The sequence below is a fragment of the Trinickia sp. genome (assembly GCF_051953955.1).
GTDB lineage: Bacteria > Pseudomonadota > Gammaproteobacteria > Burkholderiales > Burkholderiaceae > Trinickia.
Genome location: NZ_JBQCIF010000022.1, coordinates 1 through 25,376, shown reverse-complemented (window position 1 = coordinate 25,376; position 25,376 = coordinate 1). Strand labels below are relative to the sequence as shown.

Below are 25,376 nucleotides of genomic sequence, written 5' to 3'. Positions count from 1 at the left end.
AAACCCTAGGGATGGGCCGTTTCGAGACCTTTTCGAAACCAGTGGGACGAGACGCTAACTACTCGCGCGAAGGTGCTGCCAAAGCCTGTCGAGGAAGTCGCTACGATTCGACGCATCGCGGTAGACGCGTAGTTCGACTTCGAGATTCCAACTGCTCGGCCCTGCCGGTACGAGGCTGCCGGCCGCCAGTTCCTCGGCGATGGCGCTCCTCGGCAGCCATGCGACGCCCTCGCCTTCGATGACGAGTTTCTTGAGCACCTCCGCCATATCGGATTCGTAGTGCAGCACGAACGCCGCGGGGGTAGCGGCGCGGCCGAGCAGCAGCGCCAAGCAGCGGCCGAAGTAGCTCGTTTCCGTATACGAAATCAGCGGCAACGGCTGTTTCGCCGTGCCGGGCAAACGATAGATCGGCGCGGACCGCGCGTTCGCCTTGCTCGCCGGCATGAACGTGTCGATGCCGACGGTCAGATGCTCGTAGCGCGCCGGGTCCAGATGCAGCGGCAGTTCCGGGTGATGGTAGGCGAACATCAGCTCGCAGTTGCCATTCACGAGCATCAGGATCGAGTCGTGAACGTTCGTCGGAATCACGCGCGCGCGCACGTCGCCGAAATGCGCGGTGAGCGTCTTCAGCCACGCGGGCAAGAAATTCAACGAGATCGTGTGCCCCGCCGCGATTTGGAGGCTCGTGCCGCCGATCCGCTGCTCGGTGCGAATGACCGCGCGCGTGTCGAAGAGCTTATGCAGCACGTCTTCGGCCACCTCTCGAAACAGCCGGCCCGCCGGCGTCAGCACGGGCGGGAAGCTGCTGCGGTCGATCAGTTCCGCGCCGACCCATTGCTCCAACGATTGGATGCGGCGGCTGAACCCCGATTGCGTCACGTTCCGGAACTCGGCCGCGCGCGAAAAGCTTTGGTACTGCGCGAGTGCGATGAAATCCTCGATCCACTTAATTTCCATGGCAGCGCCGGGGCTCGTTGGGAGAGTCTCTGAATAGCGGCATTTTTGCATGTTTCGCGGGCCGCCCTAACGCGGGCCGCCCTGACGCGGGCCGCCCTTTCTTCTTCGGATGGAATCGATAGCAAAAATGCTTCGTTCGCGAGAACCGAGTGGCTCTTTACACTGGCCTTCGCCTCGCCATGACGAGCCCGGCATGCTCCTGCCGGCATCGACCGGCAACGATTGCACACGCACGTAAGGACCACCGTTGAACACTGAAGCACTCGAATACGACATCGTCGTCGTGGGCGGCGGCACCGCCGGGCCCATGGCTGCCATCAAAGCGAAGGAACGGAACCCGAGCTTGCGCGTGCTGCTCTTGGAGAAAGCCAACGTCAAGCGCAGCGGCGCAATCTCGATGGGTATGGACGGCCTGAACAATGCCGTCATTCCCGGCCATGCCACCCCCGAGCAATACACACGTGAAATCACGATCGCCAACGACGGTATCGTCGATCAACGTGCCGTGCACGCCTACGCGACACACAGCTTCAAGACGATCGAGCAACTCGACCGCTGGGGTGTCAAATTCGAAAAGGACGGCAACGGCGACTACGCCGTCAAGAAGGTTCATCACATGGGCTCGTACGTCTTGCCCATGCCCGAAGGCCATGACATCAAGAAGATCCTGTATCGGCAGCTCAAGCGTGCCCGCATCGAGATCACGAACCGCATCGTCGTCACGCGCGTGCTGACCGACTCGCAGGGCCGCGCCGCCGGCGTGCTCGGCTTCGATTGCCGGACGGCCCGATTCTCGGTCGTCCGAGCCAAGGCCGTGATCCTGTGCTGCGGTGCCGCTGGCCGGCTCGGGCTGCCCGCGTCAGGCTACTTGATGGGCACTTATGAAAACCCAACCAATGCCGGCGACGGCTATGCCATGGCCTATCACGCGGGCGCGGCCCTCGCCAATCTCGAATGCTTTCAGATCAATCCGCTGATCAAAGACTACAACGGTCCCGCGTGCGCGTACGTCACGGGACCGCTCGGAGGATTCACGGCAAACGGCAAGGGCGAGCGCTTCATCGAATGCGATTATTGGAGCGGTCAGATGATGTGGGAGTTCTACCAGGAGCTCCAAAGCGGCAACGGCCCCGTGTTCCTGAAGCTCGATCATCTCGCCGAGGAAACGATCCAGACGATCGAGCAAATCTTGCATACGAACGAGCGGCCGAGCCGGGGCCGCTTTCATGAGGGGCGCGGCACCGACTATCGACAGCACATGGTCGAAATGCATATCTCCGAGATCGGCTTTTGCAGCGGCCACAGCGCATCGGGCGTCCATGTCGACGAAAACGCCCAAACCACCGTGCCTGGGCTCTATGCAGCCGGCGATATGGCCGCCGTGCCGCACAACTACATGCTCGGCGCCTTCACCTACGGATGGTTCGCGGGCGAACACGCGGCGCAATATGTCGAAGGCCGCGAGCATGCCCCGCTCGACGTAGGGCAAGTGGCCGCCGAGCGCACGCGCGTGCTCGCCCCGCTCGCACGAACGACCGGGCTCGCGCCGGCTCAGGTGGAATACAAGCTGCGGCGCTTCGTCAACGACTATCTGCAGCCGCCGAAGGTGACTCGCAAGATGACGATCGGGCTGCAACGCTTCGAGGAAATTTCGCAAGACATCGATGCGATCAAGGCGAACGATCCGCACGAGCTCATGCGCGCAGCGGAGGTCAGCGTGATCCGCGACTGCGCCGAAATGGCCGCGCGAGCATCGCTGTTTCGCACCGAAAGCCGCTGGGGCCTCTATCACCACCGTGTCGATTACCCCCAGCGCAACGACGCGGAATGGTTCTGCCATACGCATCTCTACAAAGATGGCGACGGAAAGATGGCCCACGCGAAACGCGCCGTCGAGCCCTACGTCGTGCCGCTCGAGAACGACGAGCGCAGCGCCTACGACGCGTTGCGCATCGGCCGGCGCGAGCCGGAGCCCGCGGCGCACTGAGCGAGCGGCAGGCAAACGAGAACAACCAGGACTGCATTCATGTCTCACACCCCTCACGACATTTTCCAGCGCAGCAGCGCCCCCGTGACCGTCGACGAATCGCGCTGCATTGCCGACAAGGGCTGCACGGTCTGCATCGACGCCTGCCCGCTCGATTTGCTCGCCATCGACTACTCGAAGGGCAAGGCTTACATGAAGTACGACGAGTGCTGGTACTGCATGCCTTGCGAGCGAGATTGCCCAACCGGCGCCATCAAAGTCGCGATTCCCTATCTTCTGCGCTGAGCGGGCAACGCACGCTCACGCTGTCCGCAGCCATTCATCTAGACACGCCATGAACAACGGCCTCACATTCTTGCGGTGGTTCGTCGCCGGACTCGTCGGCATGACAGCCGCGCTTTCGCACGCCGAAACGATCCGCGTCGCCATCGGCACGCAAGACACGACGATCAATTGCGCCACGGGCGGCCTCTTGATTCGCGAGCTGCATCTGCTCTACAAGTACCTGCCGCACACAGGCAAATACAAAGACGTTCAGTACGACGTGCAATGGAGGGACTTCACGTCCGGCGCACCGATGACGAACGAAATGGTCGCCGGCAGGCTCGACTTCGGTGCGATGGCCGACTTCCCGGGTTCGCTGAACGGCGCGGCGTTCCAGAAAGCCGGCAAGAGAAGCCTCTTCATCGCCGTGCTCTCGGGCAGCATCGACGGCAGCGGCAACGGCATCGTCGTGCCGTTGAACTCGCCCGTGCACTCGATTGCCGATCTGAAGGGCAAGACGATCTCCGTGCCGTTCGCATCGACGGCGCACGGCATGCTGCTGCGCGCCATCGAAGCGCAGGGATGGAATCCCGACACCGACGTCAATATCGTCACGCAGGCGCCCGAGGTCGCCGGCAGCGCATTGAAAGCCGACAAGATCGACGCCCACGCCGACTTCGTTCCGTTCGCGGACTTGTTCCCGTATCGCGGCATCGCGCGCAAGATCTATGACGGCTCGCAAAGCCATGCGCCGACGTTTCATGGTGCGCTCGTGGATGCCGCCTACGCGCGCAAGTACCCGGAAATCGTCGTCGCGTATCTGCGCGCGGCCATCGACGCCAATCGCCTCATGACGGAAGATCCGGAGAAGTACAGCTTGTTGATTCAGAAGGTGACCGGCATCGAAGCGCCGGTGGATTATCTGTACGACGGACCGCTCGGCATCCAAACGCGCGACCTGACCTGGAAGCCCGAGTACCGCCGCGCGCTCGCCACGGCAATCGATACATTGAAACTGCTGAAGAAAACCGACGTGAAGCTCGATGCGAACACGTTCATCGACGATCGCTACATTCGCGAAGCCTTCAAGGAATCGGGGCTCGACTACGACGCGGCGCTCGATAACTACGCGCGCTCGCCGCTGATCGCAAACGACGCGGCAACCGGCAAGCCGATAAGCGACTTCAATGACGTGGCTCAGGTATGGCTGACGAACGAAGCCCACGTGCGCGATTATGCGAGCCCCGCCGAAGCATTCGCTGCGCTCGGCAAGCTTCAACCGGCCGGGTCGAAGGTGCGCGCCGTCTTCGTGCACGACCACGGGAGCGGCTTGAAGCTGTTCGCGAATCAAGCGTGGTACGTCAAGAACGAGCGCGGCGCCGTCGTTGCATTCCTGCTTCGTTCGGGTGCCGATGCCTATGCACGGCGCGTGTCGGGCAAGGTCCTCGACTATGCGGCAGCGGCCGGCGCCTCGACCGACTCCGTCGCCGCTCGATGAATCGTTCCGCCGCCGATCGTTCAATTCATTCCGGAGCCGATTCGAGCATGGCCACAACCTTCGATTTCGCCGAAACCGCCGTGAGCGGAACGCCGAAGCGCACGCAAACGATTCTCGGCCGCACCGCCTCGGCTGCGATCCGGCGCCGCCTGCTGCAAGCCGCATCGATCGTCGTCTGCATCGGTGCCTGGCAACTCGCCGTGCACCTGCGGCTGTCGCTCGGCTTCATTACGTTCGCCGACGTCCCTGCACCCGTCGACGTCATGCAGGCACTCCGGGTGCAGTTGCATTCGCCGAAGCTGCCGATGCATCTAGCGGCGAGCCTCTTGCGCGTCTTGAGCGGCTTTTGCGCGGCAGCCGTGATCGGCGTCGTGCTGGGCCTCGCGATCGGACGCCACCGCCTGCTCGAAGATACGATCCTGCCGCCGCTGGAGGCGTTACGGCCCATTCCGGCCGTCGCCTGGATTCCGATGGCGATCCTCATGTTTCCATCCTCGGAACTGAGCATGATCTTCATTACGTTCGTCGGCGCCCTGTTTCCTATCCTGCTGAATACCGTGCACGGCGTCGAGGCCGTCGATCCGCGCCTCGTCGCCGCGGCGCGCGGCCTCGGCACCGGGCCGATCGCGCTCTATACCGACATCATCGTTCCGGGCGCCGCACCGGCGATTTTCACGGGACTCTCGATCGGCATGGGCACCGCGTGGTTCTGCCTCATCACGGCGGAAATGATCGCCGGCCAGTACGGTATCGGCTATTTCACTTGGAAGTCCTATACGTTGCAGAGCTATGCCGACATCGTGGTCGGCATGGCATTGATCGGCACGCTCGGCACGGGCAGCAGCTTGCTCGTCAAGCGCATCGGCCTCGCACTGACACCTTGGTATCGGCAGCATGGGGGCAAGCGATGAGCGCCGCGCAATCCATCGGATCGGCCGTCTCTTCACACGCGGGGCGAGTGGACTTACGGGCGCTGACGGTCGAGGTCGGTCCACCGGACGCGCGCGTCACGGCGTTCGATGGCATCGATCTCGACATCGAGGCCGGCCAGTTCGTCTGCGTGCTCGGCCCTTCCGGCTGCGGCAAGTCGACGTTGCTCGCTGCCATCGCCGGACACCTCGCTGCGTCCCAGGGGCGAATCGAAGTCGATGGCGTGCGCGTCGATCGTCCCCATCCCGATCGCGGTCTCGTGTTTCAGCAGCACACCCTGTTTCCCTGGAAGCGCGTCGTCGACAACGTCGCGTTCGGGCTCAAGGTGCGGGGCGTCGGTGCAGCTGCGCGCCGTCGCGAGGCCCGTGAGCTGCTCGAGCTCGTCGGGCTGGACGGATACGAGTCGCATTACCCGGCGCAATTGTCGGGCGGCATGCAGCAGCGCGTCGAGATCGCGCGCGTGCTCATCAATCGGCCGCGCGTGCTGCTGATGGACGAACCGTTCGCCGCACTCGATGCGCAGACACGCAAGAAGATGCAGCGCCTGCTGCTCGATGTCTGGTCGAGGGTTCGCACGACCGTGATCTTCGTGACGCACGACATCGACGAAGCGCTCTTTCTCGGCGAGCGTGTCGTGATGCTCTCGCGACAGCCCGCGCGCATCATCGCCGACATCGATATTCCGTTCGCGCGCCCCCGCACCGACGAAAGCACGCTCGATGCGGCCTTCGTCGAACTGAAGCGCCGCTGCCTCGCCCTGCTGCGCGAGCCGGCGTGAAGCCGTCACCAAGTCATCGTCAAGCCGTCGTCAAGCCAGCATGACGGTGCCCGGCGATCAACGATCGCCGCCTTTCCAACGCATACGCCCACCATGACCCTTTCGCTCGTGACTTCCACGCCGCCCGAGGCCGCCGATGCCGTCGCCCGCCTCGCCGATGCCGATCCCAACGTGCGGCGCGTCGCGCTCCTAGCGCTAGCCGACCTTGGCGATCCCGATCTCGTTCCGTCCTTCATCGCCGCATTGCGCGGCGACGCTTCGCCAGATGTCCGCGAGCAAGCCGCACAGGTTCTCGCCGAATGGGAACGAGACGATGTCGTGCAGGCGCTCGCCGCCGCGCTGAACGACACGGAGGAAACCGTCCGCGAAGCCGCCGCCCGCAGCCTATCGCAGTTGAAGGACCCGCGCTCAGCGTACATCCTGCTCCCGTGGGCCGAACGCCCGGAGCCGTTCGTGCGGGAAGCGGTGCTGCGGAGCTTGCGCGAGCTGCGCTGCCCCGAGGCATTCGCCGTTGCTGATCACGCGCTGAGCGACAGCGCACCGGCATTGCGTTTGGAAGCGATCGCAGTGCTCGGCTGGCTGAAGGACCCGCGCGCCTTGCCCGCGCTTGCAGCGCTGTCGGCCTCCGATCCCGATGCGCAAGTGCGGCACGCGGCCGTCGGCGCACTCGGCTTTGCCGCGGCGAACGACGATACGGTCGTCACCGCACTGTTGACGGCTTTATCCGACGACGCGTGGCAAGTGCGCGAACAAGCGGCCGCCACCCTCGGCAAACTACGCTCGCCCAGGGCGGGCGGACCGCTCGTCGCCGCGCTCGAGGATCCGTACTGGCAAGTCCGATTGCGCGCGGTGCGCGCGCTCGGTCAATTACGCCATGCGGAGGCCGCCGCCCCCATCGCCGCATTGCTGCGGCATTCGATCAGCAATTTGCGCAAGGAAGCGGCGCTCGCACTCGGCGAACTCGCCGCGCGGGCCACGCTGCCGGCATTGCAAAGCGCATCGCAAGACGCGGACCCCGACGTACGCAAGGCGGCACGGATCGCGATCGCGCAGATCGAGCAGACGACGTCATGAGACTGCCGGTGGCGAAACCGTCGCGACGTCGATTCGGGCAAGCGCCTCGATGCCCGTGAAATCGAGCGCATCGAGGCGCCGGCGCAACTCGGCCAGGAACGCAGCATAAGCCGGTTGCGCATCGCTCATGCCGTCGATCCACCGTTCGATGTCGGTCATGCGCCCATCCCTCGCGAGCCCGGCCAATGCCTGGCGATCCGGCTCGGGCGGTGCAACGAACGCAGGCCGATGGCGACGGGCGCGCCGCACCGGGTCATCGCCCGATCCCACCGATGAATAGGGCACCGTGATTCGTGCCGAGGCGCCCGCGTCGGAACCCCGCAGCGCGGGCGCGACGACCTCGAAGAAAAACGACGTGCCCTCGCCCGGTGTACTGGACGCGCTCAGTTCGCCGCCCATCGTATGGACGATACGCTGCGCAATGAATAGGCCGAGCCCTGTGGCGCCATTCATCGACTGCATCTGCTGAAGAACGGAGGCGACCTCGGACTTACGTTCGATGTCGATGCCGACACCGGTGTCGGCCACTTCGAAACCGAGGCGCCACCGGCCGTCCTGCTCGCGCGCGCGCACCGTCATCATGACGATGCCGTCGCGCGTGAATTTCGATGCATTCGATAAAAGGTTCAACAGCACCTGCTGCAGTCGCCGGCCGTCGATCATCAACCGATACGGCAGCGAGGTCAGTGCCTGATAAAAGAATTCGTTATTCAACTGCGCGCAAAGCGCGATCGAATACTCGGCGATATCGTTCAGCAGCGCGGGCAAATCGGTCGCTTCCGGCGCGACGGCCAAGGGCCGCAACTCCGCCTTCGCGTATCCGACCAATTCGTCGATGAGGCTCAACTGATAATTCACGCTGCGCTCGATCGCCTGGATCAGCGGCGCCTGCTTCGAGTCGCCCTCGTTTTGCAGCAACGTCACATAGCTCGAGATCGTCGCCAGCGGGGCACGCAGATCGTGGCTGACATAGCCTAGCGTTTCGATCTTCTGCCGGTTCTTTTCTTCTGCGTCGCGCAAGGCGTCGTTCAGTGCGAGCGTGCGTCGCGCAACTTCGTCGCGCAAGCGCTGCTGCTCGCTGTCTTGCTGCTCGGCCAACGCCTTGCGCGCATCTTGGCGCTGCTTGCCGACATGGTTGATCCACGCCGCGAGCACGACGAGGTGAGCAGCCAGCGCGGTGACGGCGACGATGGGGTTCGGGTGGATATCGGAATTGAGCCAAGCGGGGCCCGCGTTCAGCCATCCGAGCGTTTCGCCGATATGCAACCCGAAGTCGACCACCCCGAAGCTGACCGTGACGAGCATCAGGCGCGCCGTGGGCGTCCCCCGCCTCGACAGCGCGGCCGCGATGCACACTTGCCCGATGCCGACGGCCGCGCTGACGTAGATACTGATTTGATCGAAGAAATAGAGGTTTCCGAACGCAGCGCCGGCGGCCGAGATGGCCTCCAACACGGCGAAACCGAACAGGACGCGCCGCGCCGGGAGATGCGTTCTTTCTCCATCGGCGATGCGCAAAATGAACGCGAGCAGCAGCACGGCGCTGATGCAGCCGAACACCGGAATGCTGCGTGCGCTCCATTCGACCGCGTGCGGCCAGAGGTACAGCTTCGAAAAGCCGCGAATGGCGGCTTCATACAAGGCCGTCGTGCAGCACAGCCCCGCTAGGACGAGGAACGACGCACTGCGGGAGAAATAGGCGATCAGCAGCGCACACCAGCCGAGCGCCAGGATGCCGCCGATCAGGCCGCCGCCCCATAGCAAAGCCCGCTGCTCCAAGGCCTCGTAGGCTGACGCTAAATACAGCTTCGGTTCGAGCATGAGCCCGATATCGCCGGCCTCGCGAATCAAGACCGAAACCTGCTCGCCCGGGCTCAGCGTGAATCGAACGCGTGGGTAGCGATGCAGCGGCGAGCGCGAAATCGCATCGGGGGTGGAATCGATGCTGTCATACGTCCAATGGCCGCCGCTTTCGACATAGAAATCGACGTATTCGAGCCGCGGATCGCGCAGGGCCAGCACGAGCGGCATGTCCGTGGCACCGCCGTTGCGCACGACCGCGCGCACCCACCATGCGGAGCGAGTGAACCCCGGCTTCGGCCACGCGCCCGGCACCGGCCGAAAACCGCCCGGCGCTCCCGCCGGCAACGCGAGGATGTCGGAGAGCTGCATCCGGCCCGACACGTCTTCGAAGACTTCGGCTTGCGTAAGCACGGGAACGGGTTGTGTGGGCGGTTTCGGCAGCTGGGCCGTGTCGAGCACACCGGCGCATGCACAGGCAGCCCGCCCGATCATGCACAGAAAGAGCAGCAGCCGCACCATGGTACGTACCATGCCGTTATGCGAGGCCAAGGCTCGCCCCACCGGAATCGGCTGCGCCCCGCGCACGCTGCTCATCGCGATAGACGGACGGCGTGACGCCGAAGCGCTCGCGAAAAGCCGTGGCGAAATTCGCCGCGCTCGAAAATCCGATTTCTTCGGCGATGTTCGCGATGCTCAAGGCCGTGCCGGCGAGCAAGCGCTGCGCGACGCGCAGGCGTTCGCTTCGCACGTATTCGAACACCGTCTGGCCGAGCGTTTCGCGGAAGGCGTGCGACAACCGCTTTTCATTCGTGCCGACGAGGCGGGCGAGTTGATCGACCGTCGGCGGCGCGCTCAATCGCTCGGACAGATGGCGCATGGCCGCCCGGACGATCACGGCGTCACCATCGCTTGCGTCCGATGCGGGAGAATCGGCCGGCGCTTGCCGAAAGCGGTCCGCACGGGCGAGGTGCACCCGGATGCGCGCCAGCACCTCAGCGGGTTCGAACGGCTTCGTGACATAGTCCACCCCGCCGATGTGCAGGCCTTCGAGGCGTTCGTCCAGGCCACCGGCCGCGGTCAAGAAAATGATGGGAATCGCGCGCGTGGCGGGCGTCTCGGCCAGCAGCCGGCACGCCGCAAAACCATCCATGCGCGGCATCCGGACGTCCATCAATATGAGGTCTGGAGAAATCGCCTGTGCACGCTGATAGGCCTGCGATCCGTCGAACGCAACACTGATCCGGCATCCGGCACCGCGCAGGATCTCGATCAGCAGGCGCAGTTCGTCCGGCTGGTCGTCGACGATGAGGACGTGCGCGTCGGTCAGAAGCGAGCGGCTGTTCAACATAGGGGGCTTCGGGCGAATCGGAAACGATATCTTAAAAGTATTCGCGCCAGCAAACGATTTTGCCGCTCCATCAAAAGCTGCCCACGCGACGCATTCCCATAATGCGCGGGGGAATCGAGCGGGCTAGTCATCCGCCTGCTCCGCGGTCGTCAACCGTTGATCGTCGAGTTGGCGGCGGGAACATTCGAAAAGAGGAAGTGATGGACAACAGCCGTCGTAGGCCCGCGCCGGCCGAGGCACGACCGGCACAGGCATGCGCGCCGCCGCGGCGAACCGGGCGGCAGCGCGCAGCGGTCGAAATCGGCGCGCGCGGCCGCTACGCCAGATCGTCGCTGATCGTGATGGCAGCGCTGATGCTGGTGCCGGCGGCGCCGGCGGACGCAAACAACTTCACTCATCTCGGCGGCACGCCGGCTAACGTCGCGATACGCGTCGTAGCGGGAGCGAGAGGCTGATCCTCTCTTGCGCCGTGTCGCGCCGCGCTGAGTGGCTCAGCCCACGGAGCGCTCATCGATACGCAATAGACGTCCCGCATTCGCGATGACGATGAACGTACCGATGTTGTGCAGCAGTGCGACGGCCACGGCACCCATGAGGCCGAGCGCCGCAAGCGCGATCACGCCCACGGTCCACCCGAGGCCAATCGCAGCGTTGATCGTTGCCGTCCGCCGGCATTGACGCCCCAGCCGAACGCAGGTCGCAATGCGGCGCAGATCATCGCCGAGCAGCACGATATCGGCCGACGCCACCGTCACGTCGATACCCCGCTCGCCCATCGCGATGCTCGTCGTGCCCGCCTTGATCGCGAGCAAGTCATTGAGGCCATCGCCGACGACGAGCGGATGCCGGCCGGCTTTCATCTCGCCGATGACGAATTCGAGCTTCTCATGCGGCAATGCCTCGGCCACTACGGTGTCGATCCCGATGCGCCGAGCCAGCGCATGAGCCACCGGCGCGCGATCGCCGGTCACCAATGCGTGGCGGCGCAGCCCGAGCTCACGCAGATCGGCCAGTGCATCATGCGCCTCCGGCCGCAAGACGTCGGCGAACTCGAACCATGCGACGAGCTGCCCGTTCAGCGCGAGCCCGACACAAGGGCCATCGGCGCGCGTCACCGGTAGCGGCAGGCCCGCGACGTGCCCGGCCAACAACGCATGACGCCCGAGCACGGCCAGGCCGTTTGGTGTCTGCGCCGTCACACCCAATCCACGCAACTCGTGCATCGCATCGAACGGCGCTTTGTCGGCGTGCGCCGGGTCCGCTTCGGCGGCATAGCGGACCAGCGCGCGACTGACGGGATGCGCACTGCCCTCCCCGAGCCGCGCTGCCAGCTCGAGCGCATCGCCGAGCATGAAACCGGGCTGCAGCGCGACGTCCACCACGCGCAACTCTCCGTGCGTCAGCGTGCCGGTCTTGTCGAGCACGACGGAGTCGATCTCTGCCAGCTTGTCGAGAAACACCGCGCTCCGGAACAAGACTCCGTGCCGCGCCCCTACCGCGATGCCGGCGATCGCCGTCGCCGGCGCGGCAAGTACCAGCGCACAGGGGCACGCCGCGACGATGACGGCCAGCATCGCCGCCGCATTGGACGACGTGAACCATACGATCGCGGCAATCAGCAGCACGAGCGCGAGATAGCCGCCCATATAACGTTCGAGGACCTGCGTGACGGGCGGCTTGGCCCGCTCGGCCCGCTGCATGAGTTCGATGATCTTGCCGAGCGTCGATTGCTTGCCGACTTGCGTGACTTCTATGCGCAGCGCTCCGTCGAGATTCATCGCGCCGCCGAACACGGTGCTGCCGTGCTCGACCTCCACGGGAATCGACTCCCCCGTGATCGGGCCGTTGTCGACGCTCGAACGGCCCGAGCGGACGATACCGTCCGCGGGAATCCGCGCGCCGGCGACGACTTCGACGACGTCGCCGGCCACGAGGCGATCGAAGGCGACCTCCTCGACATGCCCCGCTGCATTCACGCGTCGCACTCGAATTTGCGTCAGCCTGCCGAGCGCGCGAATCGCTTCTTGCGAGCCCAGCACACTTCGTTCTTCTAGCGCATGGCCCAGCGTCATGACGATCGGCAACAGCGCCGCCGTCACCATGTCCCCGGTCGCCCAAGCGGCGAGCATCGCCAATGCGATCAGGCGGTCGGTCACGCCGTGCAGGCTCGGCCGCCGCAAGCTGTACCAGGCACCCGCGAACACGGGCCCGGCAACCAGCAACGATGCCAAGCCGGCCAGTACGTCGGAAAGAGGTTGCCCGCCGTCGACGCAATAGCGCCATGCCATTGACAATCCGAGCAAGCCTGCCGCGGCCAACGCCAACGCGATCTGGCGCGTTGCCGCCTGCCGCTCGTGCTCGGAGAGCGCGACGGCGGCAGGCTCCTCCGTTCGTTCCGCTCCGGTCGTCTGGAAGTCAGCGGGTTCGATGTGGCTCATCGGGCATTCCCCGGCAAGATCAAATTCGACGTATCGTGCGGATCGACGGTCACGACGTGCGCCTTCGAAACGATTTGCCGCATGCGGTCGCGGTATGAGCGCGCCACGAGCCCGGGATCGGTCTGCGCCGCGCTCTCCAACTGCTCGATCGCGACGGTGCTCGAGCGCGCCTGAGCCACGCGCTCCACCGCGCTCGCTCGCGCGTTCGCGATGATGCGATCCGCGCGCTGCCGCCCTTCCTGACGATGCTGCTCCGCGAACGTCCGCGCCTCGGCGACGGTGCGCTCCGCCTGCTGCAGAGAAGTCAGGACGGCTGTGAACGCACCGACGGCTGCGGCGGGAAACGCTGCTTGCACATCCACGCGCACGACCTCCACGCCGAGGCCCGCATGCGCCCGCTCGAGCGCCGCCAAATGCCGCCCGATTTCGCGCGCGACATCGGTACGCAGTCGATCGCGCTCGAGCGCCATTTGCTGCTCGGACACGCGCTGCTCGGGGCGCGCCACGAGAATCGAGTCGATATCGCGCGCGGCCGCCACGCGCACGGCCGAAGCGCAGACGATCCGATCGAGCGCCGCATCGAGACGGTCCTTTTGCAATACGTAGGCATAAGGATCGACGACGCGGTAGTAGAGCGTCGCGTTCAACTGAACGACGCCGTCGTCGCCCGTCAGCAGATAGCCCGATCCGGCCAATGCGTCGGGCAGCGACGCCGCTGCCGCCTCGGTGTCGGCCGACGCATCATCGTCGATCGAAGATTCCGGGCCGGCTCGCATCGTCGCAGGCGCGTTCGCGGTTGCGGGATCGGCCGCGCTCGCGCTCGCGCGCGCATCGCGCTGCAGCGACCGAATCGGCAGGCTCAGCACCTGTGCGCTGCCCGGCGCCACGATGACCGTTTCGAACGGACGCGGCCATGCGATCAACAGCCCGGCGTCCTGCTCGCGCACGAACGCCCCGAAGCGCATCACGACGGCACGGCCGTCCGCCGGGATTCGCCGCACGTTCGAGAACGCCCATGCACCGGCGGCCAATACGGCAACGGCCGCAATGAACCAAAACGACATGCGCACGGCCTGCCCGCCGGGGCCGAGCGAGGAAGAGGCGTCGTGCTTCATCGCGCGCGCTTGCCCCGTTTCGGCTCGGCTGTTTCGGCCGCGGCAGCCGGCACGGCCGCATCGAGCCCGGCGGGGCCATGCACCAGGGCACTGAACGGCGCGGCGTCGGTGCGCACGATGAGGTTCGTGTTCGAATTGACGACCGAATCGAGCGTGTCGAGCGAGCGCAGCATCGTATAGAGGCGCGGATTGGCCGCATAGGCCCGACCGTATATCGCGGCTGCGTCCTTGCGCGATTGCGCCTCGATGTCCGCTGCCTTGACGGTCGCGTCGGCCACCGTCTCGCGCGCTTCGCTGTCGGCATCCGAGCGAATCTGCGCCGCTTCGCGCTTACCGTCCGCCATGCGCTGTGCAGCCACCGTTTCGCGCTCGGCGCTCATGCGCTGCACCGTGGCCGCGAGCGTCACGGCCGGCAACGTCAACCGCTCCAGACCCACCTGCACGACGCGCACGCCATAGGCCGCGCGCAACTGCGCATCGATCTGCCGGCGCAGCGTCTCCTCGAATGCGGGAATTCGGACCTGCGCAGGATCGGTATTGACGAGCGACGCGAGATCGAAGCCGGCCGACGTCGTCTGCAATGCCGAGCCGAGCAGCGAGCGGATCTGCCGGGCCGCTTCATCGGGCTCGTTGCGCACGGCGCGCACGAAACGCCCGACGTCGCCGGGATCGCCGGCAACGCGCCATGCCACGTAGGCTTGCACGATGATCCGCGAGCCGTCGCGCGTTCCCACGTCCTGCAGGCCACTCGACGTCGTGTGCAGGCGCAGGTCGACCGGCATCGCCGCTTCGATCGGCGCCGGCATGCGCCAGGCGAGACCCGGATCGAGCAACACCCGCACAGGCTGGCCGAACCGCGTCACGACCATCGCCTCGCCCGCGCGCACTTGAACGAAGCTCGCCACCGCCGCGGCCACGATCACACAAAGAACGGCCAACGCGACGCGCAGGGCGAAACGGCGCTGCCGATGCGGATCGTCGTGATGGGAGGGGGCGCCATCGTCGTGATCATCCTCACCGTGATGATGATGACCGTGATCGTGGCCGTGAGCATGCGAATGAAAGAGACTCAACGTGTCACCTTGTAGCGATTCGACGCGTGCGGAATACAGGCTCCAAGCGAAGTCATGAAGCGCTCGTCGACATTCAATGATTGGGGTGCGCGACGCCAGCCAAGTCGCCGGCCGCATACGCGGCGCGAAGATCGAGCGTGGCGCGATTGCCTTGCGCGAGCCTGTCGTCGATGACGGTCAATCGCGCATCGTGCAGGCCGCCCTGCAGCTTGCGCAGGTAATATTCGAGCGCATAAGCGGGGCCGCCGAGCCGAGCGGCGCCGAGATCGGCATCGAAGTCCGTCTGCTGCGCGCGCGCCCGAGCCAGCGTCTCGGCCGCCTCGCCCTGCGCTTGCGCAACGTCGTCTTGCGCGCGCTCATGCGCATCGCCGAGTTCGGTTGCCGCGTAGGCGCGGGCCTGCGCCACGCTTGCTTGCGCTCGAACTTGCGCGGCTTGAACGCCGTGATAGGCGCTCGCGGCGCCCGCCGGCGGATGAATGCTTTCGATCACCACGGCCACCACTTCGACGCCGGCCCCGAGCCGATCGAGTTGCCGCTGGACGTTCGCCTGCACGACGTCGGCGATCGCCGTTTGACGCGTTTCCAGCAGCGAGGCCAGCGTGTGCGAGGCGAGATAGTGCACGACCTCGCGGTTCGCGATCGAGCGGACCAAGCGCTCGGCATCGCTCGCTCGATAAAGCGCGGCTCGCGCGTCGGCATCGGAGGCGCCGATTCGGTAATCGAGCCGAACGTCGGCGCTGACGATCTGAAAGCTCTGCCGATCGCCGCTTCCGCCCGCGATCACTTGCGTCGTCTCCCACGGATGCGCGACATCCCAGAGCCGATTCGACGCTTCGGGAGTCGGATCGTCGGCGTGCACCGAGGGCGATGCGGCGCTGCTCTCGCCCGCCGCCCCGCCGGACACGATCAGTTGATGCACCGCGCCGTTATCGACATGCCTCACTTTGCCGAAGGGCCACGGCAGACCGATATGCGGCCCCGGCTGCCACACTGCCGCCGGTTCGCCGAACCGTTCGTAGACCGCGCGCTGATCGGGGGAAAGGAACGATATCGACGAAAGGAGCCATCCGGCGGCGACGATCGACGCGAGCGCCGCCGGCAGCAGCCGCACCACGCTGCGCAACACCCAGTTCTGCCGCAGGTCGATGCCGTATTGCCGACGCACCGCACCGCCGAGCGCGGCGAACGGCGACGGCTGCCATCGAACGACGCTCGCGATCGCACTGTTCGGCACGCGAGTCATGTCGGCGCGGCTAGCGGGCGGCAGGAAAAAGAGCACGGCCGCTCGCACGACGAATTCGAGCGCGATGGCCACACAAAACGCGGCAGCCAAGCGCAGCGGCCAATTCGGCGCCGCCCCCGCGTAGGCTAGCCAAGCACTCGATGCCGCCGCCACGATCGTGACGAGCAAAACCACACGGAACATTCGTGCCAATGAAGCCAAGACGGGCGAACGCGCCGCCTGGGCATGACAGGTGCGCTCCGCAACGAGCGTCACGAAGGCGAGCACGAGCAAAACGGCGGCGTCGGCGATGGCCGGTTCGGGCGAAACCAGCGCACGAATCAACGTGGCCGGCGGCAATGGCCGCCAGGCTGCCGCGGTGGCGGCCAAGGCGAAGCAGGCACTGAGCAGCGCCCCCCACGGTTGCCACGAAACCGAGCGCAAGGCAACGAAGAACGCCGCCGATCCCTGCTGCCGGCGCGCCGCCCGCCACGCGGTGCGCGCCAATAGGCCCCAGCTTGCCGTGCGCGCTCGCACGGCTCGGCCTTGCAGCGACAAACGCGCACCGTTGGCGACGATGAACAAATTGAGCCACGCGCCGGCAAGCGGCCCGTACCAGCGCCCGTCCAGCGGCAAGGCCCCAATGAAACTCAGGAGAAGGAACGACACGCCAAGGCCGGCAGCGACGGCTGCACTCCACGCGAGCGCTCGCGTCTCGTCACCGATGGATTCGGTATTGCGCCCTGCCGGAAACGACATCGAGCGTCCTCTAAGTCTGGGGTATGGGGTATGGGGTGGTTCGAATACCGGGACTGTTGCGGCCGGCAGGCAAACGTGGGTGGTGAATGTAGCTTGCCGGCCGCCGAAACTCAAGACCGCCGCGGGTCGATCCCCGGATGCTTGCATCTTCTAAATGATACGTTATATCATTGCGCCCGCGTCGTGAACTTCGGCGGCTCGCGGCCTCCGAACGCGAATCGTTTGATACGTTATATCGTATCAAACAAAATCCAATATCCAATACGCCCGGCGCTCCATGGCCCCGCCGCGCCGAGCGCATCCCGTTCGAGTCCCTGGCCTCATCGTCGAAAACAGCAATGAATCGTCCCGTCCGCCCCGCTCAAGTGTTGTTGATCCTACCGATGCTCGGCCCGGCGCTCGTCGCGCGGGCCGCCGATTCGGGCCCCGCTCCAACCGGCGCCGTCGCCGCGCAGGCGGCAAGCGACGCAGCGAAGCCTGCGGATGCCGCGGAAGTCAGCATGCCCGTCGTCAGCGTGCACGCGCAGCGTCTGGACCGGGCGCGCAACGCGTTGTCGCCCGAAATAGGCAGCAGCGTCTATCGCATTTCCGACGCCGATATCGCGACGATGCCGAAAGGATCCGACACGCCGCTCAACCAGGTGCTGCTCCAGGCGCCAGGCGTCACGAACGATTCATTCGGCCAGTTGCACGTCCGCGGCGAGCACGCGAACTTGCAGTATCGGCTCGACGGCATCGTGATCCCGGAGCCGATCAGCGGGTTCGGTCAATCGTTCGATACGCGCATCGTCGATCAAGTCAGCCTCGTAACGGGCGCGTTGCCTGCGCAATACGGATATCGCACGGCCGGCATCGTCGACATCCGCACCAAGTCCGGCGATATCGGCAACGGCGGGACGATCGACGTTTATGGCGGCAGCCATCGAACGCTGCAAACGAGCGCGGACGTATTCGGCTCGGCCGGCCCGCTGAGCTATTACTTCAGCGGCACGCTCGGCGAAAACAATCTGGGCATCGAGGCACCGACGTCGAACGGCAACCCGCTGCACGATCACACCCGGCAGGGCAACGCGTTCGGCTATCTGTCGTACCTGCTGAATCCGCTCACACGGGTTGCCGTCATGTTCGGGACGGCAAGCAATCGATTCGAGATCCCCAATACGCCGGGCTTGACGGGAGCATTCACGTTGAACGGAACGTCGTCGTTCGATTCGGCGTCCCTGAACGAGACGCAATCCGAGCTCACGAATTTCGCCGCGATGGCGATTCAAGGGACCAACGGCGCCGCGCTCGACTATCAAGTGGCGTTCTTCACGCGATACACGCGCACGCACTTCAATCCCGATCCGACCGGCGATTTGATCTTCAACGGCGTCGCCTCGAACGACTTTCACAGCAATCGCGCAAACGGCATCCAAGCCGATGCGACGTATCGCTTGACCGATCGGCATACGCTGCGCGCAGGGCTCATGCTGCAGCAAGAACGCGCGGTATTCGACAACGACGTCGCCGTATTTCCGATCGACTCCGCGGGCAATCAGCTGTCCGACCAACCTTTCACCGTCCACGATTCGACCGGCAAAACGGGCTATCTGTTCGGCCTTTACGCACAAGACGAATGGAAGATCAGCGAGAAGGTGACGCTGAACTACGGTCTACGGCTCGATCGCATGAACCAGTACGTGCAAGCGGGCCAGGTCAGCCCGCGCATCGGGCTCGTCTATCAGCCGACCAACGCCACGACGATCCATGCCGGTTATGCACGCTACTTCACGCCGCCGCCGTTCGAACTCGTCTCCAATTCGACGGTCGGCGTATTCAACGGCACGACGAATCAAAGCCCATCGCCGCAAAACGATCCCGTCAAACCCGAGCGCAGCCATTACTTCGACATCGGCATCAGCCAGCGGGTGACGCGCGCGTTGACGCTTGGACTCGACGCCTATTACAAGCGTTCGTCGGATCTGCTCGATGAAGGCCAGTTCGGCTCCGCACTGATCTACACGCCGTTCAACTATGCAACGGGCCGCACCTACGGGCTCGAATTCACGGCGAGCTATCGGCACAAGAACGCGTCGGCTTATCTGAACGTGGCATACAGCCGCGCGCAGGGCAAGAACATCGAATCGGCGCAATTCAATTTCGGCCCCGACGAGTCGGCGTATATCGCCAATCATTGGGTGTACCTCGACCACGATCAACGCATCACGGCATCGTTCGGCGGCGCCTATGCGATCGGCAGGACCACGTTCACGGCCGACGCGATCGTCGGAAGCGGGCTGCGCAGCGGGTTTGCCAACACCGATCGTCTGCCGTGGTACGCGCAAGTCGACCTCGGCATCGTCGAGCACTTGAACGGGCCGTTCATCGGCAAGGTCGATGCGCGCGTCGCACTCATCAACGCGTTCGGCCGTGTCTACCAGCTGCGCGACGGCTCGGGCATCGGGGTAGGCGCGCCCCAATATGGACCGCAGCGCGCGATCTACGCGGGCATCACGAAACACTTTTGAGGACGCTGCGGACGCAACGGCCGGAGGAACCGAAAGCGCACGCGGCGGCCTTGCTCACGCCCGCCGCCCTCGACGGTTAGAATCTCGATCGGACTCGCCTTCATCCTCGGTGAGCGCCCGCAAGCCATGGCAAGGCGCGGACGTCGCCCCGTTCTCAAGGACAACGCATGAACGATCTTTCCGCCTTCCCGATTACGCGCAAATGGCCGGCGCAGCACCCCGAGCGCATTCAGCTGTATTCGCTGCCCACGCCGAACGGCGTCAAAGTGTCGATCATGCTCGAGGAAACGGGGCTCGCGTACGAACCGCATCTCGTGCGCTTCGACGCGAACGATCAGATGACGCCCGAGTTTCGCTCGCTGAACCCGAACAACAAGATTCCGGCGATCATCGATCCGAACGGCCCGGGCAGCAAGCCGCTCGCACTGTTCGAATCGGGCGCGATCCTGATCTACTTGGCCGACAAGAGCCGTCAATGCATGCCGCTCGATGAAGCCGGCCGCTACGAGACCATTCAATGGCTGATGTTCCAAATGGGCGGCATCGGGCCGATGTTCGGCCAGGTCGGGTTCTTCAACAAGTTCGCGGGCAAGGACTATGAAGACAAGCGCCCGCGCGATCGCTACGTGGCCGAAGCGCGGCGCCTATTGCGCGTGCTCGACGAGCGGCTGGGCGAGCGGCAATGGCTCATGGGCGAGCACTATACGATCGCCGACATCGCCACGTTCCCGTGGGTCCGCAATCTGATCGGGTTCTACGAAGCGGGAGAGCTCGTGGGCTTCGGCGATTTCCCGCACGTGAAGCGCGCGCTCGATGTGTTTCTGGCGAGGCCCGCCGTGATGCGCGGGCTCGATATTCCTAGCCGGGGATAGCGGCGCCGGCAGCGGGTGCCGCTGCCCCCGCCTCACCCGACGGCGGGCCCGCGCCCGCCGCCCTCATCTTTCATTGCGCGAACGCGCACGGGGCCTGCGCTCACTGCACTTGTGCTTGCTGCGCTCGAAGCTTCGCTTCCTTTTTCTCCTGCGCTTTTTTCTTCGCCAGATGGTGTCCGACGATGCATCCGCCGACGGCACCGGCTACCCCATGGTGGCCCGCATAATGGCCGGCCACACCGCCCACCACGGCACCGCTCATACAACCCACTGCGTTAGCCGTCCCAGCCGCTCCGAACGCGAGCAGCGCGGAGAATAAAAGAACGATCTTGCGATTCGATTTCATGTGACACCTCACGTTGAGTCGCAGGATTATTGGGGGCGCGACTCGCGAATTCAAGCTAGCACAAACGCGGTGGCGACCGATGTTCGGTGCGCGACAACCTCGGCCACGACGCGAAACGGAAGCCATCGCCCACGCAAGGGCGCGTGACATCGTCCGAGATTCCGTCATACCGGCGGCAAGACGCCGATTCTCCAGTAGGGTGCAGCCCGCTGCCTCGCAAATGCAGCCGCCCTTAACTTGCCATTTATCGATAAACGATATATCATCCATCATGATTCAGTCGTTCAAATGCACCGACACTCGGCTGCTCTACGAGGGCCGCGGCGTCCGGCGATTCGCGAACATCCGTGCGATCGCCGAGCGAAAGCTCCAGATGCTCGACTCGGCTGCCTCGCTCGATGCACTGCGCTCCCCGCCTGGGAATCGGCTGGAGCCGCTAAGCGCCAACCGCGCCGGCCAGTACAGCATCCGCGTGAACGGTCAGTGGCGCGTTTGTTTCGTCTGGACACCGGACAGCCCCGAGGCCGTCGAACTCGTGGACTATCACTAAGGAACAGCGAATATGACGCGCTTTCACAATGGAATGCGTCCGATCCACCCGGGCGAAATTTTGCGGGAGGAGTATCTCGTCCCCCTAGGGATGACGGCAAACGCACTGGCGGTCGCATTGCACGTCACACCGGCCCGCATCAACGACATCGTGCGCGAACGGCGCGGCATCACGCCCGACACCGCGCTTCGCTTGGCTCGGTATTTCGGCGGCGATGCCGAGACTTGGCTCAATCTGCAGTTGGCATTCGATCTCAAAACAGCGTCCGCCGCGCACGGCAAAGAAATCGAAAAGCTCGTCAGCCCGCGCGAATCGATCGCGGCATAACGAGCCGTTCGCACGGCCCGAGCATCATCGGTGATTCAACGCGGCCGGAATGCGACGGTGCACGCTGGACGTGGCGCGCTCGGCGAGCCTGACGTCCGCAGCTTATTTCACGGCGTTGAGCTTGCGCCATAACGTCGTCTTGCTGATTCCCAGCAAACGGCACGCGGCGTCGCGATCGCCGCCGCACGTCGCGATCGCCGCGCGTATCTGATCGGCCTCGACGTGCCGGCTGCGCTCGCGCAACGTTTGCGCATCGGTCCGATCGCCCGCCCCGCTCGCACTGCTCGCGAACAACTCCGGCGCGATCGTGCGCATTGCATCCACTTCGAGCGGTGCAAGACTGCCGTTCGACGTTTCGTCATCGGCCAACTCGACGACGATCCGCTCGACGACGTTCTGCAACTCGCGCACGTTGCCGGGCCATCCATAGCCGCACAATACGTCGTGAACACGCGCGAGGACGTTCGCTCCCGCCTCGTCTCCCCGAACGCGAGCCGACAGCCGCGGCTCGCGCCGCACGGCCTGCATGAACAGCGCCGTGGCAAGCGGCATCATGTCGTCGGTCCGTTCGCGCAGCGGCGGCAACGCCATGCTCAGAATATTCAAGCGGTAGTACAGATCGGCACGGAACGTCCCGCCCGCGATTCGCTCCGTCAACGCGCCGTGCGTCGCCGCAACGACGCGTATATCCACGCGCGTCGGCTCCGTCGAACCGAGCCGCACGACCTCCCGCTCCTGCAACACGCGCAACAGGCGGCTTTGCAGCGGCAACGGCATTTCGCCGATCTCATCGAGAAACAACGTGCCCCGGTGCGCCGCTTCGATGAGTCCGGCCTTGCCGCCTTTGCGCGCGCCCGTAAACGCGCCCTCTTCATAGCCGAACAACTCACTCTCGAGCAATGCCTCGGGAAATGCGCCGCAATTGATGGCGACGAACGGAAACTCGCGGCGTGCGCTGAGCCCGTGAATGCTCTGCGCCACCATCTCTTTGCCGGTTCCGCTCTCGCCGAGCACGAGCACCGTCGCATCGGATTTGGCGTAGCGCCTCACGAGCGTCTTCACGCGCTGCATCGAGTCGCTTTCGCCGATCAGATCGTCGAGCCGATAGCGCGCCGAAAATTGATGCGTCAATTGCTTCGACCGCAACGTGCGATCGAGCCGTTCGACTGCCCGCGATTCCTGGAACGTCAGCACGACACCGTCTTCCCCGCTGTCGCCCACCAGCGGGCCGCGATGCACGAGGTAGCTGACGCCGCGTATCAAAACGAGCACGTCGCCATCCGCATCGGGCAACGTCCGTGCGAGGTCGGGCACCTGCTCGGCAAGCGGCTGCCCGACGGCATGCGCGACCTCGATGCCGAGCGCATCGGCAAGCCGGCGGTTGATCGCCTCGACGCGGCCGTCGGCATCGAGCGCGACGACGCCGTCGCGCAAGTGCTGCAGCAAATTGTCGATGTGCCGGCGGCGCTTTGCCTCGGCGCGCGTGGCCTCGGACAGGTCCATCGCCGTTTCGAAGCCTCGTCGTATCGACGCATGCGAATAAAGGAACACGGTGTCGATACCGGACGCGGCGGCCAAGTCGGCGATGAGCCCCGGCCCGACGATTGCGCCGACACCTTGCTCCCGCAAGGCACGCACACAGGCCTCGGCATCCTCCGCCGACCGATACGACGTGAACACGACATCGAGACCGTAAACGGAAACGAAATCGCGCACTTCGGGCGGCGTCTCGCCCGGCATGGCGAGCGCCACTTGCCGTACGCCCTGCCTGCGCGCCCGCGCCAGCGCCTGCATGACGTCGAAGCCCGTCGGGCTGATCTGAACCACCGGCACCGACAGCCGCGTCTTCAGGTAGGCTGCATTCGATCCGCCCGCGAGGATCACGTCCGGGCGCCTCGCCCCCGCCGTCTCGACTTCGCGCACGGCATCGTCGTAAGCGCGCGCGATCACGCGCAGATCGGCGCGCTCGTCATATTCGCCCGCGATCTCGAACAACAGGTCGCGCAAGCGGCTGATGCCGAACGCCCAAATTCGCGGCCGCGGAGAAACATCGGAGAAATGATGGGGGAGAAGACGGCTCACAGCGGCAAACTCCGTCGTTGCATTGAACAGTGCAGGCGCAGGAAGGCGCAGGCCGTATTATGCTCGCCATGTTTCTTTTATGAAATCATAAATTTCACTTCTGAAAACACCGGGGCGCGCGAACCGCGAGGCGTTCCCGCAAAATCAAGCAGTTAGGCGGTGCGAGCCCACCTGGTCCGCACCTTGCTCTATGGGTTCCACCTTTCTGGGAGCTAACGTGGAAATAGGTAATCAGCAACCCCTGCGTGCCGGCGCGGCGTTCCGCGCGGCCGTGGCCAACGAACAGCCGTTGCAGGTCGTCGGCGCGATCACTGCTTACGCGGCGAAGCTCGCGCAAGCCACCGGTTTCAAGGCGGTGTACTTGTCGGGCGGCGGCGTGGCCGCCAATTCGCTCGGCATTCCCGATCTCGGCATCAGTACGATGGAAGACGTCCTGATCGACGCGCGCCGCATCACCGATGCCTGCACGCTGCCGCTGCTCGTCGACATCGACACGGGCTGGGGCGGCGCCTTCAATATCGCCCGCACCATTCGCTCGTTCATCAAGGCTGGCGTGGCCGCCGTTCACCTCGAAGATCAAGTCGGGCAAAAGCGATGCGGACATCGCCCCGGCAAAGAGTGCGTGCCGAAGGAAGAGATGGTCGACCGCGTGAAGGCGGCCGTCGATGCGCGGACGGACGATTCGTTCGTGATCATGGCGCGCACCGACGCCGCGGCGTCGGAAGGCATCGATGCGGCCATCGAGCGCGCCGTCGCTTATGTGGAGGCCGGTGCCGATATGATCTTTCCCGAGGCGATGCGCACGCTCGACGACTACCGCAAGTTCAAAGCGGCCGTCAAAGTGCCGATTCTCGCGAACCTGACGGAGTTCGGCTCGACACCGCTTTTCACGACCGACGAATTGAAATCCGCCAACGTCGATATCGCACTCTATTGCTGCGGCGCCTATCGTGCGATGAATGCCGCGGCGCTCAACTTCTACGAGACGGTGCGCCGCGACGGCACGCAAAAGGCGGCCGTGCCGACGATGCAAACGCGCGAGGACCTGTATGAATACCTCGGCTATCACGCTTACGAAGACAAGCTCGACGCGCTGTTCGCCGCGACCAAATAATCAATCGTTCGACTCTCGAAGCTGGAGACAACACCATGACTGAAGCAGTAAAGGAAGCGCCGGCCGCCGGCACGTTCAAGCCGAAGAAATCGGTCGCGCTTTCGGGCGTCACGGCCGGCAACACTGCCCTTTGCACGGTCGGCCGCACAGGCAACGACCTGCACTACCGCGGCTACGACATCCACGACCTGGCGGCCAAGGGCTGCTTTGAGGAAGTGGCGCATCTGCTGGTGTACGGCGTGCTGCCCAACTGGACCGAACTGCAGAACTACAAGGCCCGCCTGAAGCGCCTGCGCGGCCTGCCCGCGCCGGTGAAGGGCGCGCTGGAG

Annotated in this window: 21 protein-coding genes; 12 read left to right on the top strand and 9 right to left on the bottom strand. The window is 64.9% G+C overall.

All coding sequences use genetic code 11. From position 1 onward, the window contains the following. Positions 1-54: 54 nt before the first annotated feature. Positions 55-957: a LysR substrate-binding domain-containing protein gene (locus tag ACTHNZ_RS04130; RefSeq protein ID WP_440541227.1), complete on the bottom strand. Its 903-nt coding sequence runs from the start codon at positions 955-957 to the stop codon at positions 55-57. Positions 958-1,204: 247 nt separating this feature from the next. Between ACTHNZ_RS04130 and ACTHNZ_RS04125 the strand changes: the two genes are divergently transcribed. From ACTHNZ_RS04125 to ACTHNZ_RS04100, 6 genes are all read left to right on the top strand, one after another. Continuing rightward, on the top strand, positions 1,205-2,944 hold the full coding sequence (locus ACTHNZ_RS04125; RefSeq protein ID WP_440541226.1) for a fumarate reductase/succinate dehydrogenase flavoprotein subunit: 1,740 nt from the start codon (positions 1,205-1,207) through the stop codon (positions 2,942-2,944). Between the two features lie 39 nt (positions 2,945-2,983). Continuing rightward, the gene (locus tag ACTHNZ_RS04120) at positions 2,984-3,229 is read left to right on the top strand and encodes a 4Fe-4S dicluster domain-containing protein (RefSeq protein WP_115534835.1); all 246 of its coding nucleotides are present in this window, start codon (positions 2,984-2,986) and stop codon (positions 3,227-3,229) included. 49 nt (positions 3,230-3,278) lie between these two features. Further along, positions 3,279-4,706, top strand: coding sequence for an ABC transporter substrate-binding protein (locus ACTHNZ_RS04115; RefSeq protein ID WP_440541225.1), 1,428 nt, complete (start codon positions 3,279-3,281; stop codon positions 4,704-4,706). 47 nt (positions 4,707-4,753) lie between these two features. Then, on the top strand, positions 4,754-5,617 hold the full coding sequence (locus ACTHNZ_RS04110; RefSeq protein ID WP_440541224.1) for an ABC transporter permease: 864 nt from the start codon (positions 4,754-4,756) through the stop codon (positions 5,615-5,617). Then, complete coding sequence (locus tag ACTHNZ_RS04105) at positions 5,614-6,414, top strand: ABC transporter ATP-binding protein (protein WP_440541223.1); 801 nt, start codon at positions 5,614-5,616, stop codon at positions 6,412-6,414. The genes ACTHNZ_RS04110 and ACTHNZ_RS04105 overlap by 4 nt, the downstream gene beginning before the upstream one ends. Before the next feature lie 93 nt (positions 6,415-6,507). Then, on the top strand, positions 6,508-7,488 hold the full coding sequence (locus ACTHNZ_RS04100) for a HEAT repeat domain-containing protein (protein WP_440541222.1): 981 nt from the start codon (positions 6,508-6,510) through the stop codon (positions 7,486-7,488). On the opposite strand, the gene ACTHNZ_RS04095 is transcribed toward ACTHNZ_RS04100, so the two are convergent. The 6 genes from ACTHNZ_RS04095 to ACTHNZ_RS04070 all read right to left on the bottom strand — a co-directional run bounded on the left by ACTHNZ_RS04095 (position 7,483) and on the right by ACTHNZ_RS04070 (position 17,246). Then, positions 7,483-9,822 (bottom strand): sensor histidine kinase, encoded by a 2,340-nt coding sequence (locus tag ACTHNZ_RS04095; protein ID WP_440541221.1) that lies wholly within the window; start codon positions 9,820-9,822, stop codon positions 7,483-7,485. The two genes, ACTHNZ_RS04100 and ACTHNZ_RS04095, sit on opposite strands and share 6 nt — an antisense overlap. Positions 9,823-9,826: 4 nt before the next feature. Further along, positions 9,827-10,639, bottom strand: a complete 813-nt coding sequence (locus tag ACTHNZ_RS04090) for a response regulator transcription factor (RefSeq protein ID WP_440541220.1) — start codon at positions 10,637-10,639, stop codon at positions 9,827-9,829. Between the two features lie 491 nt (positions 10,640-11,130). Next, entirely contained in the window at positions 11,131-13,077 is a 1,947-nt protein-coding gene (locus ACTHNZ_RS04085) for a heavy metal translocating P-type ATPase (RefSeq protein WP_440541219.1), read from the bottom strand. Next, positions 13,074-14,192: an SPFH domain-containing protein gene (locus ACTHNZ_RS04080; protein ID WP_440541218.1), complete on the bottom strand. Its 1,119-nt coding sequence runs from the start codon at positions 14,190-14,192 to the stop codon at positions 13,074-13,076. Before ACTHNZ_RS04080 ends, ACTHNZ_RS04085 begins: the two co-directional genes overlap by 4 nt. After that, a complete protein-coding gene (hflC, locus tag ACTHNZ_RS04075) occupies positions 14,189-15,265 on the bottom strand; it encodes a protease modulator HflC (protein ID WP_440541217.1) in 1,077 nt (358 codons plus the stop codon). Before hflC ends, ACTHNZ_RS04080 begins: the two co-directional genes overlap by 4 nt. Positions 15,266-15,338: 73 nt before the next feature. After that, positions 15,339-17,246, bottom strand: coding sequence for an SPFH domain-containing protein (locus ACTHNZ_RS04070; RefSeq protein ID WP_440541216.1), 1,908 nt, complete (start codon positions 17,244-17,246; stop codon positions 15,339-15,341). Positions 17,247-17,584: 338 nt separating this feature from the next. Here ACTHNZ_RS04070 and ACTHNZ_RS04065 point away from each other — a divergent pair, with 338 nt between their 5' ends. Continuing rightward, a complete protein-coding gene (locus tag ACTHNZ_RS04065; RefSeq protein ID WP_440541215.1) occupies positions 17,585-19,756 on the top strand; it encodes a TonB-dependent receptor in 2,172 nt (723 codons plus the stop codon). A 167-nt stretch (positions 19,757-19,923) separates the two neighbouring features. Continuing rightward, the gene (locus tag ACTHNZ_RS04060) at positions 19,924-20,628 is read left to right on the top strand and encodes a glutathione binding-like protein (protein ID WP_440541214.1); all 705 of its coding nucleotides are present in this window, start codon (positions 19,924-19,926) and stop codon (positions 20,626-20,628) included. Positions 20,629-20,728: 100 nt separating this feature from the next. Here ACTHNZ_RS04060 and ACTHNZ_RS04055 read toward each other — a convergent pair whose 3' ends face one another. Beyond that, positions 20,729-20,974, bottom strand: a complete 246-nt coding sequence (locus ACTHNZ_RS04055; RefSeq protein WP_440541213.1) for a hypothetical protein — start codon at positions 20,972-20,974, stop codon at positions 20,729-20,731. A 271-nt stretch (positions 20,975-21,245) separates the two neighbouring features. Between ACTHNZ_RS04055 and ACTHNZ_RS04050 the strand changes: the two genes are divergently transcribed. Beyond that, the gene (locus tag ACTHNZ_RS04050; protein ID WP_440541212.1) at positions 21,246-21,524 is read left to right on the top strand and encodes a type II toxin-antitoxin system RelE/ParE family toxin; all 279 of its coding nucleotides are present in this window, start codon (positions 21,246-21,248) and stop codon (positions 21,522-21,524) included. Positions 21,525-21,536: 12 nt separating this feature from the next. Next, positions 21,537-21,851, top strand: a complete 315-nt coding sequence (locus ACTHNZ_RS04045; RefSeq protein WP_440541211.1) for a HigA family addiction module antitoxin — start codon at positions 21,537-21,539, stop codon at positions 21,849-21,851. A 102-nt stretch (positions 21,852-21,953) separates the two neighbouring features. Here the strand turns inward: ACTHNZ_RS04045 and prpR are convergent, their stop codons facing one another. After that, on the bottom strand, positions 21,954-23,933 hold the full coding sequence (gene prpR, locus ACTHNZ_RS04040; RefSeq protein ID WP_440541210.1) for a propionate catabolism operon regulatory protein PrpR: 1,980 nt from the start codon (positions 23,931-23,933) through the stop codon (positions 21,954-21,956). Positions 23,934-24,156: 223 nt separating this feature from the next. Between prpR and prpB the strand changes: the two genes are divergently transcribed. Next, positions 24,157-25,047, top strand: a complete 891-nt coding sequence (gene prpB / locus ACTHNZ_RS04035) for a methylisocitrate lyase (RefSeq protein ID WP_440541248.1) — start codon at positions 24,157-24,159, stop codon at positions 25,045-25,047. A gap of 35 nt (positions 25,048-25,082) precedes the next feature. Continuing rightward, the coding region (locus tag ACTHNZ_RS04030; protein WP_440541209.1) for a citrate/2-methylcitrate synthase at positions 25,083-25,376 on the top strand (294 nt) is incomplete at its 3' end.